Annotated in this window: 15 protein-coding genes; 7 read left to right on the top strand and 8 right to left on the bottom strand. The window is 65.6% G+C overall.

Annotation, left to right across the window (positions count from 1 at the left end; genetic code table 11):
• Positions 1–26: 26 nt before the first annotated feature.
• Positions 27–1,253 carry an MFS transporter gene (locus JCQ34_RS18695; protein ID WP_286400337.1) on the top strand — a complete coding sequence of 409 codons (1,227 nt, stop codon included), beginning with the start codon at positions 27–29 and terminating at the stop codon, positions 1,251–1,253.
• Between the two features lie 83 nt (positions 1,254–1,336).
• On the opposite strand, the gene JCQ34_RS18690 is transcribed toward JCQ34_RS18695, so the two are convergent.
• From JCQ34_RS18690 to rraA, 3 genes are all read right to left on the bottom strand, one after another.
• Positions 1,337–2,779, bottom strand: a complete 1,443-nt coding sequence (locus tag JCQ34_RS18690; RefSeq protein ID WP_286400335.1) for a sugar porter family MFS transporter — start codon at positions 2,777–2,779, stop codon at positions 1,337–1,339.
• 208 nt (positions 2,780–2,987) lie between these two features.
• A complete protein-coding gene (locus JCQ34_RS18685; protein WP_286400333.1) occupies positions 2,988–4,652 on the bottom strand; it encodes an MDR family MFS transporter in 1,665 nt (554 codons plus the stop codon).
• Between the two features lie 99 nt (positions 4,653–4,751).
• The gene (gene rraA, locus JCQ34_RS18680; protein ID WP_286400331.1) at positions 4,752–5,246 is read right to left on the bottom strand and encodes a ribonuclease E activity regulator RraA; all 495 of its coding nucleotides are present in this window, start codon (positions 5,244–5,246) and stop codon (positions 4,752–4,754) included.
• Between the two features lie 127 nt (positions 5,247–5,373).
• Between rraA and JCQ34_RS18675 the strand changes: the two genes are divergently transcribed.
• The 4 genes from JCQ34_RS18675 to JCQ34_RS18660 all read left to right on the top strand — a co-directional run bounded on the left by JCQ34_RS18675 (position 5,374) and on the right by JCQ34_RS18660 (position 9,521).
• Positions 5,374–6,660, top strand: coding sequence for an MFS transporter (locus tag JCQ34_RS18675; RefSeq protein ID WP_286400330.1), 1,287 nt, complete (start codon positions 5,374–5,376; stop codon positions 6,658–6,660).
• A gap of 137 nt (positions 6,661–6,797) precedes the next feature.
• Positions 6,798–7,406: a TetR/AcrR family transcriptional regulator gene (locus JCQ34_RS18670; protein ID WP_286400327.1), complete on the top strand. Its 609-nt coding sequence runs from the start codon at positions 6,798–6,800 to the stop codon at positions 7,404–7,406.
• 286 nt (positions 7,407–7,692) lie between these two features.
• Entirely contained in the window at positions 7,693–8,892 is a 1,200-nt protein-coding gene (locus JCQ34_RS18665) for an NAD(P)-dependent malic enzyme (protein WP_286400326.1), read from the top strand.
• A gap of 125 nt (positions 8,893–9,017) precedes the next feature.
• Positions 9,018–9,521 carry a DUF456 domain-containing protein gene (locus tag JCQ34_RS18660; protein WP_286400323.1) on the top strand — a complete coding sequence of 168 codons (504 nt, stop codon included), beginning with the start codon at positions 9,018–9,020 and terminating at the stop codon, positions 9,519–9,521.
• A 2-nt stretch (positions 9,522–9,523) separates the two neighbouring features.
• On the opposite strand, the gene JCQ34_RS18655 is transcribed toward JCQ34_RS18660, so the two are convergent.
• Entirely contained in the window at positions 9,524–9,754 is a 231-nt protein-coding gene (locus JCQ34_RS18655; protein ID WP_142132234.1) for a hypothetical protein, read from the bottom strand.
• Positions 9,755–9,906: 152 nt separating this feature from the next.
• On the opposite strand from JCQ34_RS18655, the gene JCQ34_RS18650 reads away from it, so the two are divergent.
• Positions 9,907–10,884 carry a hypothetical protein gene (locus tag JCQ34_RS18650; protein ID WP_286400320.1) on the top strand — a complete coding sequence of 326 codons (978 nt, stop codon included), beginning with the start codon at positions 9,907–9,909 and terminating at the stop codon, positions 10,882–10,884.
• Positions 10,885–10,916: 32 nt separating this feature from the next.
• Here the strand turns inward: JCQ34_RS18650 and JCQ34_RS18645 are convergent, their stop codons facing one another.
• Positions 10,917–11,558 carry a LysE family translocator gene (locus tag JCQ34_RS18645; protein WP_286400319.1) on the bottom strand — a complete coding sequence of 214 codons (642 nt, stop codon included), beginning with the start codon at positions 11,556–11,558 and terminating at the stop codon, positions 10,917–10,919.
• Between the two features lie 105 nt (positions 11,559–11,663).
• Here JCQ34_RS18645 and JCQ34_RS18640 point away from each other — a divergent pair, with 105 nt between their 5' ends.
• Positions 11,664–12,119, top strand: coding sequence for an Lrp/AsnC family transcriptional regulator (locus tag JCQ34_RS18640; RefSeq protein ID WP_286400317.1), 456 nt, complete (start codon positions 11,664–11,666; stop codon positions 12,117–12,119).
• Positions 12,120–12,156: 37 nt separating this feature from the next.
• On the opposite strand, the gene JCQ34_RS18635 is transcribed toward JCQ34_RS18640, so the two are convergent.
• The 3 genes from JCQ34_RS18635 to JCQ34_RS18625 all read right to left on the bottom strand — a co-directional run bounded on the left by JCQ34_RS18635 (position 12,157) and on the right by JCQ34_RS18625 (position 14,837).
• A complete protein-coding gene (locus JCQ34_RS18635) occupies positions 12,157–12,669 on the bottom strand; it encodes a hypothetical protein (protein ID WP_350310799.1) in 513 nt (170 codons plus the stop codon).
• Between the two features lie 146 nt (positions 12,670–12,815).
• Entirely contained in the window at positions 12,816–14,303 is a 1,488-nt protein-coding gene (locus JCQ34_RS18630) for a WXG100 family type VII secretion target (RefSeq protein WP_286400315.1), read from the bottom strand.
• 66 nt (positions 14,304–14,369) lie between these two features.
• Positions 14,370–14,837, bottom strand: coding sequence for an Lrp/AsnC family transcriptional regulator (locus JCQ34_RS18625; protein ID WP_376978061.1), 468 nt, complete (start codon positions 14,835–14,837; stop codon positions 14,370–14,372).
• Between the last annotated feature and the right edge of the window lie 115 nt (positions 14,838–14,952).

Below are 14,952 nucleotides of genomic sequence, written 5' to 3'. Positions count from 1 at the left end.
AGTACGAAACTTTAGGAGCACCCTCCATGGACGGCCAGCTCGCAGAATCCCTGCAAGCACCAGAATCAACCCTGCAGGCTGAAAAAGCCTCATTCCTGAAGCAGCCAAAGGCAGTCTGGGCCACCGCCCTGGCCGCCGTGTTTGCCTTCATGGGCATCGGCCTGGTGGACCCCATCCTCCCCGCCATCGCCACCAACCTGAACGCCACCCCCAGCCAGGTGTCCCTGCTGTTCACCAGCTACTTCCTGGTCACGGCGCTGGCCATGCTGATCACGGGATTCGTCTCCTCCCGGATCGGCGGCAAAAAGACGCTGCTGATCGGCCTGGCCGTCATCGTCGTCTTCTCCTCGCTCTCCGGCCTGTCCGCCAGCGTCGGTGAACTCGTGGGCTTCCGCGCCGGCTGGGGGCTGGGCAACGCCCTGTTTGTGGCCACCGCCCTCGCCGTGATCGTGGGCGTCGCCAGCGGCGGCGCCGGAACCGCCATCATCCTCTACGAAGCCGCCCTGGGCCTGGGCATCTCCCTCGGCCCGCTCCTTGGCGCCCTCCTGGGCGGCTGGCAGTGGCGTGCCCCCTTCTTCGGCACCGCCGTCCTCATGGCCGCCGCCTTCATCGCCCTGATCGCCCTGCTGCCCAAGACGCCGCTGCCCGAACGCAAGGTCCGGCTGCGGGACCCGCTGCTGGCGCTGGGCCACAAGGGACTGCGCACGACGGCGGCAAGCGGCTTGTTCTACAACTACGGCTTCTTCACCATCCTGGCTTTCACCCCGTTCATCCTGGGCATGAACGCGTACGGAATTGGCGGCGTCTTCTTCGGCTGGGGTGTGGCCGTGGCCGTGTTCTCCGTGTTTGTGGCACCGCCCCTGCAGAACCGCTTCGGCGCCGTGAAGGTCCTGACCGGGACGCTGTTCCTGCTCATGCTGGACCTGGGCGGGCTGGGACTGGCCGCCGGGCACTCGGTTCCTGCCGTCGTCGTCCTGGTCATCGTTGCCGGTGCGCTGCTGGGCGTCAACAACACCATCTACACCGAACTGGCCATGGGCGTCTCCGATTCGCCCCGGCCCGTGGCATCCTCCGGCTACAACTTTGTCCGCTGGATGGGCGGCGCCCTGGCACCGTTCCTGGCGGCGCAGCTCGGTGAACACTTTGGCCCGCAGGTTCCGTTCTTCGCCGGCGCCGTGGCCATGGTGATCGCCATCCTGATCGCGTTCGGCGGACGCAAGTACCTGTCCTCGCACGAACCGCACGTGGTCTAAGCACTGCTGGTCAAACAACAAACCCTCCATCACATGGCGTGTGATGGAGGGTTTGTTGTTTCCCTGCGAAAGGTGATGGGGCGTTACTTGGCCTTGGCCGACCCCTTTGGCACGAAGAGTGTCTCCGCCTGCTCCAGCGACATCCCGTTGGTCTCCGGCACCTTGAACATGACGAAGAAGAAGGACGCGGCCGCGAACAGGGCATACATGGCGTACGTCAGCGGCAAGGACGCGGCTGCCATCACCGGGAAGCTGAGGGTGATCACGAAGTTGGCCACCCACTGGGCAGCCGCGGCCAGGCCAAGGGCGCGGGCACGGATCCTGGACGGGAAGATCTCGCCCAGGAGAACCCATACCAGCGGGCCCCAGGAGGCGCCGAAGCTGATCACGAAGACGTTGGCGGCCACCAGGGCAACGGGACCCCAGGCGCCGGGCAGGCTGATGTCCTCGCCGCTGCCGGTTGCCGAAGAGAATGCCAAGGCCATTGCACCCAGGGACACTGCCATGCCCACCGATCCGGTCAGGAGGATGGGGCGGCGGCCAACGCGGTCCACCAGGGCAATGGCCACCAGGGTAACCAGGATGTTGGTCACGGAAGTTGCCACCGAGATGGCCAGGGAGTCCTTCTCCTGGAAGCCCACAGCCTTCCACAGAGTGGTGGAGTAGTAGAAGATCACGTTGATGCCCACGAACTGCTGCAGCACGGACAGGATGATGCCCACCCAGACCACGGCCTGCAGGCCCAGGGTCTTGCCGCGCAGGGAGCCCTTCTGGCCGGCGAGCTTGTCCTCCTCGATGGCTTCCTGAATGTCGCGGATGTGCCGGTCCGTGTCCTCCGCCGGGGCGATGGAGGCGAACACCTTCCGGGCCTCGTCCTCCTTGCCCTTGAACACCAGGAACCGCGGGGATTCGGGCAGGGTGAAGGCGATCCAGCCGTAGACGACGGCGGGCACCGCGGCGGCAAGGAACATCCAGCGCCACGCTTCAATGCCCAGCCAGAAGTTCTGGTCCGCGCCGCCCGCGGTGGTGGCCAGGACCGCGTCCGACAGCAGGGCGGCGAAGATGCCGGTGGTGATGGCCAGTTGCTGCAGCGAGGCCAGGCGGCCGCGGACCTTCCGGGGTGAAATCTCGGAGATGTAGGCGGGGGCGATGACGGAGGCCAGGCCGATGCCCAGCCCGCCCACCAGGCGCCAGAACACCAGGTCCCACACGCCGAACGCGAAGCCGGTTCCCAGGGCGCTGACCAGGAAGAGGAGTGCGCCCAGCTTCATGGCCGGGATACGGCCGTGGCGGTCCGCTACCCTGCCCGCCAGGAAGGCGCCCGCCGCGCAGCCCAGCAGGGCGACGGCCACGGCGAATCCGGTCACGGCCTCGGACAGTGCGAATTCTTCCTTCAGTGCGTCCACGGCACCGTTGACCACGGACGAATCGAACCCGAAGAGGAATCCGCCCACCGCCCCCGCAAGCGCCAGCCAGATCACCCGCCGCGGTATCCCGGTATTGGTCTGCTCCTGTGCAGTGGGCATGGTTCTCCCTGGGTTCTGGAATGGGTGGAAGCGGTGCGGCCGTCGTCGGCTGCAGAACCGGTTACGTCGCCGGTGCGCTTCCGCCAGTGTTCCATGCCATGGCTCCCTGATCCACTCGAGCGGCTGCGCGGGCGCTCTGCTGCGCGCCAAGAAAGAAGGCGACGACGGCGGTCCGTGCCGCCGTCGTCGCCTCCTCCACGCTGCCCTGCTAGTGCGCCGGGATCTGCATGTTGTCCTTGTCCTGCGGAGATGCCTTCTGGTCGGTCAGCTTCTTCCGCGGCAGGGCGAAACTGATGAGGAACGCCAGGCCCGTCAGTGCTGCGGCCGTCAGCATTACCGTGTCGATGGACGTGGCGAATCCTTCGGTAATGGGCCGGGTCAACGTGCTGTTGGCGGTGTGCAGCCAGCTCGTGTCGTTCAGCGAATCGTTGGAGGCGCCGTTCTTGAAGAAGTCGTACAGCTTGGCGTTGGCGGGGTCCGAGGCCACCGCCGGGTCCTTGAGGACGGCCAGGTAGGCGGGGTCGCTGGCAGCGGCCTTCATTCCTTCGGCAATCTTGTCAGCTGCCAGGCTGAACAGCATGGAGATGAAGACGGCTGTGCCCACGGCGCCGCCCATGGAGCGGAAGAAGGCGGCGGAGGAGGTTCCCACGCCCATGTCCCGCGGCGGCACCGAAGTCTGCATGGCCAGGGTGAGCGGCTGCATGCAGAATCCCAGGCCGGCGCCGAAGAACACCGCGATGAGGCCGGGAACCCACAGTTCGGTGTCCACTTTCAATACCGAACCCATCACCAGGGCTGCGGCGGTCAGGATGCCGGTGCCCATGATGGGGAAGATCCGGAACGTGCCGGAGGCCGAGATGGTGCGGCCGGCGGTGATGGAGCCGAACAGGATGCCGATGGTGAACGTGATCATCATCAGGCCGGCTTCGGTGGGGGTCAGGCCCTTCACCAGCTGCAGGTACATCGGGAGCATGGCGATGGCACCGAACATGCCGATGCCGATGATGAAGTTCAGCAGCGAGGACAGCCCGAACGTGATGTTGTGGAAGAGCCGCAGCGGGATCAGGGCGTAGTCGCCGGCGCGCTTTTCTGCCAGCAGGAACCACACGATGCCCAGCACGCCAACGCCGTAGCAGAGGAAGGAGTTGGTGGAGGTCCAGCCCCAGGAACGGCCCTGTTCGGCCACCAGCAGGAGCGGAACGATGGCCACGGTGATGGCGGCGGCGCCCCAGTAGTCGATCTTCTGCTTGAGGTGCCTGGCCGGCAGGTGCAGGAACAGGAACACCACCACCAGGGCGGCGAGGCCGATGGGCACGTTGATGAAGAAGACCCAGCGCCAGCCGTCGAAGCCCAGGATGTTGGCGGAGCCGGCGAAGGCGCCGCCCACCACGGGACCCAGGACCGAGGAGATGCCGAAGACGGACATGAAGTAGCCCTGGTACTTGGCGCGGTCCTTCAGGGAGACGATGTCCCCGATGATGGTCAGCGCCAGGGCCAGCAGGCCGCCGGCACCCAGGCCCTGGATGCCGCGGGCAATGGCAAGCTCGGTCATCGAGTGCACGGACCCGGCGTAGATGGAGCCCGCCAGGAAGACGGCGATCGCGGTCAGGTACAGCGGGCGGCGGCCAAAGATGTCGCTTAGCTTGCCGTACAGAGGGGTGCTGACGGTGGAGGTGATCAGGTACGCCGTGGTGGCCCATGCCTGCAGGGAGAGCCCGTCCAGGTCATTGGCAATGGTGTAAATCGACGTGGAGACGATGGTCTGGTCAAGGGATGCCAGGAACATGCCCAGCATCAGGCCCACCATTACGGTGACGATCTGGCGTTGCGTCAGGGCTTCTCCGGCGCCGGGCGCGGCCGTGGATTTGGACATGGGTGCTCCAAGGGAAAGAAAAGGATATAAGCAGCGATAGTTGCTTTCAGTAACTATCTTACCTGCTCTTTCTATTCCCCGCCTTGGAGACTTTTCGCTTTACGGCTCCACAAGGATGCCATCCGGGTCGCACCAGACGGTGGCTCCGGGACGGAAGGTCACGCCGTCGATCACTACGTCCACATCCACCTCGCCGGCGCCGGCCTTCAGGCTCTTCCGCGGGTTGCTGCCGAGTGCCTTGACACCCAGGTCCAGCTGCCCAATCGCCACCCGGTCCCGGATGGCCCCGTTGATGACGACGCCGGCCCAGCCGTTCGCCACCGCGCTTTCGGCGATCATGTCCCCCATCAGCGCCGTGCCCAGCGAGCCGCCGCCGTCCACCACCAGCACAGCCCCGTTGCCCGGAGAATTGAGCGTCGACTTCACCAGGGCGTTGTCCTGGAAGCAGCGGATGGTACGGACCGGGCCGCTGAAGTGCGAGCGGCCGCCCAGGGACTGGAACTGCAGGGAGACGGACACCAGTTCGTCGCCGCGCTCGTCGTAAAGGTCCGCCGTGTTTACCGCTGTGCCTTCTGCCGGGGTGGGTGCGCTCATCTGGTTCTCCTTTTTCCTGGCAATTTTGTTCGTTGGGCAATGGGCCGCCAAATACCCGGGCGGCCAGCTACCGCCCACGATAGTCTGATCCCACCGCCAACCGGCCGCACCAGGGGGAGCCAAGCCAATGAGTCCGTTCCACACGCCCGTGCCGCCGGGCGGCACCTCCGAAGGTGTCAGTACGACGGCGGCGCTCTCCGAACCGGTGCACGAGGTCACCGCCCGCTGGGTCACCGGCCTGGTGCTGGTCAACGTAGGCATCAACGCCGCGTTCTTCGGCCCCATCAACGTGTTCATCGGCCAGCAGGCAATCACCATCGACGCGCCCGGCAAGGAGGCCATCCTCTCGCTGGTCACGGCCTGCGGTGCGGCGGTCTCCCTGGTGGCCAACCCGCTCTTCGGCGCGCTCTCGGACCGGACCACTTCCCGTTTTGGCCGGCGCTCGCCGTGGGTGCTGGCCGGAGCAGTGCTGGCCACCGCGGCGCTGCTGGCCATGTCCTTCTCGGGCGCCGTGGCGCTCATGGTGCTGTTCTGGTGCCTGGTGCAGCTCGGCGCAAACGCCGCCTACGCCGCCATCACCGCCGCAGTGCCGGACCGGGTGCCGGTGGTCCAGCGCGGGGGAGTGGGCGGGCTCGCGGCCATGGGCCAGACACTGGGAATCCTCACCGGGGCCGTCTTCGGTGCCGTGGTATCCGGCAACTTCATGGTGGGCTACTGGCTGTGTGCAGGGGCGCTGCTGCTGTCCGTGCTGCCATACCTGTTCCACCGGAACGACCCCGCACTGCCAAAGGATGCTGCCGGCCGCTTCCGGCCCGGCGGGTTTCTCCGTGGCTTCTGGATCAGCCCCCGGTGCTACCCGGACTTCGCGTGGGCCTGGCTGACCCGGTTCCTGGTGAATGTGGGCAACCAGCTGACCATCGTCTACCTGCTCTTCTTCCTGCGGGACGTGATCGGGCACGAGGATCCGGCCGCCGGCGTGCTGGTCCTGACGGGGATCTATGCCGTGATGGTGATGATCACCGCAGTGCTGGCGGGGCCGTGGAGCGACCGGATGGGAAGGCGAAAGCCCTTCGTTATCGGTTCCTCCGCCACTATTGCCATGGCCGGTGCCATCATGGCGTTCTTCCCCGTGTGGCCCGGCGCCTTGGCCGGCGCTGCCGTGCTGGGTATCGGCTTCGGGGCGTACCTGGCCGTGGACTTCGCCCTGCTCACCCAGGTCCTGCCCTTCGCCGTCAGCCGCGGCAAGGATATGGGGGTGATCAACGTGGCCAATTCCCTGCCGCAGGTGGTCGCCCCGGCGCTGGCACTGCTGGCCGTGACCTACGGGGGCGGCTACCGCACACTGTTCCTTACGGCAGCCGTCATTGGGCTGCTGGGCGCCGTCTTCGTGGTGAAAATCAAGGGCGTCAACTGACCCTGCTGGAGGCAATAGTAAGGCTGGCTGACTAATTAGGGCACGGATCTGTGCCGTATAGTTGAACCGGCTGCAGGGCGGTACGGAAGTGGGGGCGCTCCTGGCCGCAGTCGCAAAAACACAACCCCGGAATGCTGATGCCCGAGACTTTTTCAGACCATCCGCCCATGGCCGCCCGGCCTTCCGCTCCACGCCAGCGCCTCCGCTATGCGCGGATCCTCGATACGGCTGCAGGGTTCGCCCGCACGGGACTCGACGGCGTGGAACTTTCCCAGGTCGCAGAAAAAGCAGACGTGCCGCTGGGCACCCTCTACCGCTACTTTCCATCCCCTACGCACCTGATGCTGGCGCTGTACCGGCAGCAGCTGGACGAGCTGCAGGCAGGAACCCGTAACTCCTCCCCGCGCTTCCGCGGCCGCGCACTCTCCGGCCTGCTGATGGAGATCTTCCACATGCGCGTCATGCAGCCCGCGGTGGAGCAGTGCCTCAGCCGGGGCGTGTACCTTCCGGAAAAGGACACCACGGACCTCCTGCGCGAGATCGACGCGCTCAGCGAAAAGCTCGTTACCGCTGCCTGCGGTGACGCCGTAGGGGCGCGGGTCCTCCTGCTGACCGTGACTGGCCTGGTCCAGTCCGTGCGGAACCGCCGGCTTTCCCTCTTCGAAGCCGAGGAGGACCTCAAAAAGGCATGCGGCAGGCTGTCTCCGGAGGCGGATTCCAGGTTCACAGTGACCAAATCGGCGTAACTGGTCTAGACCAAAAGAGCATTAAATCCGTCATAATGCCGTGATCTGGATCATAGAATTCTTGCCTAAACGTTTTTTCTCCTCGCAGTGCTGTCAAGAGGCCCCTAAAGCTGCTTCTTCGGTTGCCTACCATGGAGGCACAGGAGCGGCAGGGCGGAAACATCCCCGGCGTTCCCACGGACCCGCTACCCATGGGTTTCCTGTCGCACTACTTTCCCTGCTTGGGCCCGGCCGGGCTCCAGCCCCATGTGCCGTGTGCCCACGGCGAGCACCAGGAGACAACGACGTGTCCATTGACGCAATCACTGCCATTGACGATTCCGCAACCGCCCCGCTGACCGAGGACGAGATCTTCGGAGCCCACCAGGGCGGCAAGCTGTCCATCAGCACCACCGCACCGCTGTCCAACAAGCGGGACCTGTCCATCGCCTACACCCCGGGCGTGGCAGAGGTCAGCCGCGCCATCCACGCCAAGCCCGAACTGGCCCGCACCCTCACCTGGGCCGAGCGCCTGGTGGTCGTGGTCAGCGACGGCACCGCCGTCCTGGGCCTGGGCAACATCGGCGCCAGCGCCTCGCTGCCCGTTATGGAGGGCAAGTCCGCCCTGTTCAAGACTTTTGGCGACCTGGATTCCATTCCGCTGGTCCTCAACACTACCGACGTGGACGAGATTGTGGAAACCCTGGTCCGCCTGCGCCCCAGCTTCGGCGCCGTGAATCTTGAGGACATCTCCGCCCCGCGCTGCTTCGAGCTCGAGGAAAAGCTGATCGAGGCCCTGGACTGCCCGGTCATGCACGACGACCAGCACGGAACCGCCGTCGTGGCCCTCGCCGCCCTGACCAACGCCGCGAAGGTAACCGGCCGGGGCCTGGAAGGACTGAAAGTGGTGGTGTCCGGTGCTGGCGCAGCGGGCATTGCGGTCGCTGAGATCCTGTTGGCTGCCGGCATCAGCGATGTGGTCCTCCTGGACTCGCGCGGTGTCATTAACAGCAGCCGCCCGGACCTGGCAGCAGACTCCACGAGCAAGAAGGCCGACATCGCCGGCCGCAGCAACCCCCGTGGCCTTTCCGGCGGCCCCGCCGAGGCGCTGGCGGGAGCCGATGTCTTCATCGGCGTCTCCTCTTCCAAGCTGGACGAGGCACACCTGGCCACGATGAACCAGGACGCCATCGTGTTCGCGCTGTCTAACCCGGACCCGGAAGTCCTGCCCGAGGTGGCCGTGAAGTACGCCGCAGTGGTTGCCACCGGCCGCAGCGATTTCCCCAACCAGATCAACAACGTCCTGGCCTTCCCGGGCATTTTCCGCGGCGCCCTCGACGCCGGCGCCCGCCGCATCACCCCTGCCATGAAGCTTGCAGCGGCGCGTGCCATCGCCGAGCTCGCGGCCGAGGACCTTTCGGCTGACTACATCGTGCCCAGCCCGCTGGACCCGCGCGTTGCCCCAGCCGTGACCGCCGCCGTCGCCGCGGCGGTGGAAGCCGAGTAAGACTTCTTCCTGCAGGAAACCACGACGGCGGTGCCTCCTTCGCGAAAGGAGGCACCGCCGTCGTGGTTTAAGAAGCTGGGCGTTACGCAGCGGCCCGGCTTGGGGGCCATGACAGACTGGGGACTATGAGCTCCGAGACCATGGTGACCATCCTGTGCGGCCTGGCGATCCTGGTGGGGGTGGCGGGCACGATCATCCCGGTCCTGCCCGGAAGTGTCCTGATCGGCGTGAGCCTGCTGGCCTGGGCCATCTGGGGCGGCGCCGGGACTGCCGGATGGGTGGTCTTCGCGGTGGCCATGATCTTCGTCGCCGCGGGGATGACTGCCGGCGCTGTCCTCACGGGGAGGAAGCTGAAGCAGCACGCCATTCCCAGCCGGAGCATAGTTGTGGCCCTGGTGGCGGGCGTGGTGGGGATGTTCATCATCCCGGTTGTGGGGCTCTTCGTGGGCTTCGCTGCCGGTCTGCTGGTCAGTGAGTTCCTCCGCACGCGGAACATGTCCACGGCGGCGCGATCCAGCTGGGCGGCGCTCAAGGCCACCGGCCTTGGCATGCTCGCCGAATTCGGGCTCGCCTGCCTCGCCGCCAGCACATGGGTCATCGGGGTTTGGATCGCTGCCGCCAACGGCTGAATCTAGAGACCCAAGCCGCCGAGCTTGTCGCCCAGTCCGCCCGGAAGTTTGTCCCCCAGCCCGCCGGGAAGCTTCGACAGCAGGTCGGCTGGATTGATGCCCAGTTTGGACAGCAGGCCCGCATGCTGCTCAGTGTCCACCTGGTCCGGCAGCTCCGACTCCGCCTGCGACGCCTTGTCCTGGTCTCCCTGGGACCGCAGGAGTTCGAGGATCTGGTTCTTGTCGATCTGCATGGCATTTCTCCTTACTGGATGATTACTAAGGGTACTTACTACCTTTCCTGAAAATACGGCGTGGGACAAGGCCCCGTCACTGGGCGACATCCCCGGTGTCCGGGCGTTGGGGCGCGCGCCAGCCGAAAGCTCCCCGCGGCTAGCATGGAAGGATGAGCTCCGGGGATACTGCGCCGATCTACTGGGACAGCCGCGACCTCACTCCTTTCGGGCAGGCCCACCTGCGCACTCCAGTCCATGACCTCGCCGGGGGAGTAGGGGGCCTGCTCACCGGAGTTTTGGGGGGACGCAATCCAGCCCTGCTGTCCATCGACGGTGAGGTGCCGCGGCTCAAGCGGCTGCTGCCCAAGCCGGCCAAGGCGATCCATGAGGCTGTCTTCACCAGCCGGGAACCGGAGCGCCTAATCACCCTGGCGCGTGCCTACCCGGGTTGGGCCGGGCTCTGCTACCTGACGGCGGGACTGCTGGTTTACAAGCACGGCGGTTACCTGCGCGCCTCCGAGCTTCTCCAGCGCGGACTCACCACCAGGAACGACGACGAAGCGAACCGTTACTCCTCCACCTACCTCACCCGCATCGTCACCAGGATCGAACTCGCCGAGCGGGTGGAGATTCCCGTCCTGTTCAGCGAGGAATCGGTGTTCCTGGCCTTGGCCCACTCGTTGCGCGAGACGGGCCGCACCGAAGCTGCGCTCGACGCTCTCGCCGGGCTGCCGCCGTCGCTCCCTATGGCCTTGGCACGCTGCTCGCTGGCCCTCACCTTGGGCCGGAGCCGTACAGTAATCGACTGGACCGAGGGGCTGCTGAACGCGGACGACCTCTCGGCCGCCCTGTTGCTGGTCCGGGCCCGTGCCCTGCGGCGGGAGGGCCGGTTCGATGCTGCGCACCAGGCGATCGCCGAAGTCCTTCGCCGGCGCAAGACCCACCTGGCGCTCCGCAACGACGCGCTCACGGACAGGGCGATGTTGGTGCTGGAATCAAGCCGCCGGTCCCTGAACCCGCGTGACTGGGGACGCCGGCGCACGGACCCGGAACCGCAGCGGGAGCTTGAAGCGCCGGTGCCCATCCGGAAGGACGAGGAGATGCGGCGGATCTGGGAGCGGGACTGGAAGGAACTCAGCGGCGACTAGGAATTCCGCTGTGAACCAGGCATGGCCGGCACCTAAGCCCGCCCGGCCAGGAATGGTACAACCTGTTCGCCGAGGAGCACGGCTCCCAGCGCCACCATGATGATGCCGCTGGCGAGGGTCACTGCCCGCGCAGCACCGGGCCTGCTCTGCAGCAGGGTGCGTGACAGCAGGGCTACTGCCGTGTAAACCAGGCCGGCCAGCGCTACGAACGTCATGCCCAGCAGCCCCGACTGCACCGGCACGGGCAGGGAGGCATCGGCACTGACAAACTGCGGAATGAGGGCTACGTAGAAGAGGAGTCCCTTGGGGTTGATCCCGCTGGTGCCCATGCCCTGCAGGAAGGTGCGCAGCTGGGTGCCCGAACCGCCGTCGGCATCCGCACTGAAGCTGGCGCCCCGCCAGGACCGGAGGGTGCCCACGCCGAGCCACAACAGGTACGCAGCTCCGGCCAAAGTGATCCAGCCCAGGAGGCCGGGCATGCCGGCCAGCACCGCCGCGAGCCCGGCCACCAGCAGGGCTGTGTGGAGGACGTAACCGCCGCAGAGTCCGGCAACCGCGGGGACGAAGCTGCGCTGACGGAGCCCTGCGGAGATGGTGTAGGCCCAGTCCACTCCCGGGGTGCAGGCAAGCGCCGCGGCCACCACCAAAAAGGCCAGGAACAGCTGGGTATTCATCGGTTCTCCTGTCGAAGGGCTTTCAGGAGCAACCATAGGGAGAATCAGGCCATAAGTGCTGTCCGGTTTTCGCTTGACCCGCGGCCCAGGCGATATGTTTATTGCGTGATCGACAGCATCGACAGGAATATTTTGCGCCACCTGCAGGAGGATGGCCGGATGACGGCCACGGCGCTCGCTGCCAAGGTGGGTTTGACGGTGGCGCCGTGCCACCGGCGGCTGCGGGAACTGGAGCAGTCCGGGGTCATCCTGGGATACAAGGCGGATGTCGACCCCGCTGCCGTGGGCCTGGGATTTGAGGCGATCGTGTTTGTCACGCTGCGCCAGGTGGACAGGTCCACGATGGAGGTCTTTGAGAACCGGGTAGCGGATAATCCCAACATTATTGAGGCGCAGCGGCTCTTCGGCTCCCCGGACTATCTGCTGAAGATCATCGCGGAAGACCTGCCGGCCTACCAGCGCTTTTACGACACGGAGCTGACATCCCTGCCCGGGGTGGAGCGGCTGACCTCAACGCTGGTCATGAAGAACTTGAAATCCAACGCCGGGCCGCCGGTGTAGGAGCCAAGCCCCGCGGGTGCAGTGCCGCGGCGGGGCTTCAGGCTGCCGGCAGGACGTGGACGATGATGACCTGCGTGTCCTTGCTGCCGTCGAAGCGAAGATCGTAGTTCACGGTGAGTCCTGTGCCGGTTCCGGGCGTGATGGAGAAATCACTTTTCGATGTTGGGTCCAGTTGGGTGCTCTCAATCCACTCCTCAGCGGACTCGGCCGATATTCCGTACCGCTGCACGCCGTCCCTGATCAGCCCGAAGAATTCCTCGGGCGAGTTGGCAGTAAGAAAGTAGGTGATCTCGCTGAAGTCCGTTCGTTGATCAGTGGTGTTGAATCGGATCCTGTCCGTCTCGGCGGATATTTCACCGTTGGGGGCCAGGATGCTGAGGTTGATCTTGCCCGAGCCGCGGGTATTGATCTCGGGCCCGTAACTGTCCGGTGTGACCCGGACGGAGTCCTTTTCCAGCCGCCCGGAGCTCATGTCCAGCCGGGCTGTCCTGCTGTTGCGGATATTTTCCACGCCGACGGCATCGAGGGTGGAGAATGCTGAGGTTTTCACTGTGCTCCCTGCAGAAGATGAAGTGGGGCTGGCTGGTTCGGCGGGTGCCGGCACTGCTGTCCGGCAGCCGCCCAGGACAAGGAGTAAAAGAAGGCCAATGACGGCGGCGGTGCCCTTCCCCGGGGCGGTGGCCCGGGGGAGTCGGTTCACTGGTGGACCTCCGCGCCGAAGCCGTCAAGGAATCTGTCCATGATTCCCGCCACGTTGTTGGTTGGCCGGTACTGGTCCACCCTGCCGTCGAAATCCGAGCCGATGATCTGCGCTGCGCGGTCCGGATCCGTTGCCAGCAGGTGCTGGTAGGCCGGCAGGGTGTCCTGCTTGATGAGGTTCCAGCGCTGGTCCGCATCCGCGATGTTGCCGTCCGGGAAGCCCGTCGTGAAGTCGGTCCGGAATTGTGCCGGGTTGTCCCAGTTAGTGAAAGGGATGTTCTCCGGTCCGGGGCTTTCCACGCTGAAAGTGTAGGGAAAGACTTCGGGGTAGCTCCTGGCGCCGGGGATGGAGGGTTCGCCGGCAAGTGTCACCATATAGGTCACGGCTTCGCCGCCGGGATGGCTGCGCATATTGTCATAGTCGTCCGCGATGATCTCGTTTTGCTCGCGGTACAGCAGCGTTGTGTTGCCCTCACGGACCAGATCGGGGTTGCCGGAGTCGATCTGCGCCCACGCGTTAGCAGTGCCCTGGTCGATGGCACCCGAGTCGCGGAGCCGGTTGATCTCCTCGATGCCGCCGCTCATGTACGCCTGGTGCTGGCGGCCCTGGTCGAGGAAGATCTCCTTGTTCATGTCCAGCATGCTGGTTTCGTAGAACCGGATTTCCTGGTCCGTCATGCCTGCCAGCTGCTCCAGCTGGTCCAAGACCGGCAGCGGTATGTCCGAAGCAGGGTTGTCAGTGATCTGTTGGGCCAGGTCTCGAAGCATCGCCATGTCCCGGAAGCCGCCGGCGAAGGACGGGCCAATCATGTTGGCCATGCCCGCCCACTGCAGATCCGGATTGGACAGGTACGCCTGGCCGTAGAAGTCGTAGACCTTGGCGATGGTCTCCCAGTTGTATTCCGTGCCTTTGGAGGTGTCCCAATCCGCCGGATCAATGCCCATCTGCAGCATCGCCTGGCCGTTCCAATAGGAATTGAGGAAGTCCTGGTAGCCCTTGGAGTTCTTGCCGATCAAGCCTGAGTCCGCGGCCGCATCCATGGCGCTCTTGGCGGCGGCCGGGTTGGCCTGGGCCCACTGGCGGAATTCGTCGGTAAGCAGGTAGGCGCGCCGTTCGGCCGGTGTCATGGAGGTCAGCAGATCCGTCAGGTCCTGGGGGGTTCCCCCGCCGGAGCCGCCCGTTCCGGGGCCGCCGGCGCCACCACCGCCGGACCCGCTGCTGCTGGCTTTCTCCTGTTCGTCGGCGTTGGCCAGCAGGGCCTTCGCCGCGGCCTCCAGGCCGGACGTTGCAGACCTTAGCAGTTTGGCGTGCGAGGAGGTCCACTCACTGCGGAACCGGTCGCCGTCCCTGCCTTTCCAAAGTCCTGAGCCGATGCTGCTGCCCAGTTGCTGCCCCAGGCCGTTGAGCCGGTTTGCGCCGCGGGTCAGCTCCTTGGCAAGCTGCCGGAGCTGCGCCACATCTGCCCCGTAGAAATTTCCCGCCATATGATCCCCCCGTTTGTTCCTGCCCGCCAGCCTAGCCGGGCCGCCACCGGCCGGCGATGGGGAGCACTATCCGTCCAAGAGTCCGGTGGTGCGGTACGGGATGACTTCGCGCAGGAACATGCTGGTGGAGGTCCGGACGATGCCGGGGCACAGGCGGATTTCTTCGGAGACGCGGTAAAGGTCGTCAGGGCTCCTGGCCACCACCCGTATCAGCAGGTCGGTGTCCCCGGCCGGTGCATGGCATTCCAGGACTTCGGGAATTTTGCGCAGCGCGGCGATGGCCTCGTTGAGGTGGCTCTGGTCCAACTCCGCGCTCACCGCTGCGGCAACACCCCGGCCCAGGGCCGAGGGCAGCACGCGGCTGCTGTTGGGCCGCAGCGCGCCGGATGCCGTCATCCGCTCCATCCGTGACTGCACCGTTCCGCGTGCCAGGCCCAGCTTCTGGGCCAACACCATGATGGGGACGCGCGGGTCCTCATCCAGGGCATTCAGGATGCGCTTGTCAGTGGCATCCAGTTCCTGCAATTTGATCACTCCCTGCCTGGTCCAGCCGCAGGAATTAGTCAGATTGACTAATCCAGCGCCTGCTTGTTGTTCTAACTGTAGAAGGCCTGCTGGAATAGTGGCAACAAGGGCAAAAGCTACCGCT

Origin of the sequence: Pseudarthrobacter defluvii (assembly GCF_030323865.1) — a bacterium.
Lineage (GTDB): Bacteria > Actinomycetota > Actinomycetes > Actinomycetales > Micrococcaceae > Arthrobacter > Arthrobacter sedimenti.
The sequence above is the reverse complement of the archived record's forward strand: the minus strand, read 5'-3'. Positions and strand labels throughout refer to the sequence as shown.

Coding starts and splice junctions, on each gene's coding strand:
- JCQ34_RS18645 (WP_286400319.1), bottom strand. CDS start 11,558: ATGAATACCCAGCTGTTCCTGGCCTTTTTGGTGGTGGCCGCGGCGCTT.
- JCQ34_RS18670 (WP_286400327.1), top strand. CDS start 6,798: ATGCCCGAGACTTTTTCAGACCATCCGCCCATGGCCGCCCGGCCTTCC.
- JCQ34_RS18630 (WP_286400315.1), bottom strand. CDS start 14,303: ATGGCGGGAAATTTCTACGGGGCAGATGTGGCGCAGCTCCGGCAGCTT.
- JCQ34_RS18695 (WP_286400337.1), top strand. CDS start 27: ATGGACGGCCAGCTCGCAGAATCCCTGCAAGCACCAGAATCAACCCTG.
- JCQ34_RS18660 (WP_286400323.1), top strand. CDS start 9,018: ATGAGCTCCGAGACCATGGTGACCATCCTGTGCGGCCTGGCGATCCTG.
- JCQ34_RS18675 (WP_286400330.1), top strand. CDS start 5,374: ATGAGTCCGTTCCACACGCCCGTGCCGCCGGGCGGCACCTCCGAAGGT.
- JCQ34_RS18655 (WP_142132234.1), bottom strand. CDS start 9,754: ATGCAGATCGACAAGAACCAGATCCTCGAACTCCTGCGGTCCCAGGGA.
- JCQ34_RS18690 (WP_286400335.1), bottom strand. CDS start 2,779: ATGCCCACTGCACAGGAGCAGACCAATACCGGGATACCGCGGCGGGTG.
- rraA (WP_286400331.1), bottom strand. CDS start 5,246: ATGAGCGCACCCACCCCGGCAGAAGGCACAGCGGTAAACACGGCGGAC.
- JCQ34_RS18650 (WP_286400320.1), top strand. CDS start 9,907: ATGAGCTCCGGGGATACTGCGCCGATCTACTGGGACAGCCGCGACCTC.
- JCQ34_RS18685 (WP_286400333.1), bottom strand. CDS start 4,652: ATGTCCAAATCCACGGCCGCGCCCGGCGCCGGAGAAGCCCTGACGCAA.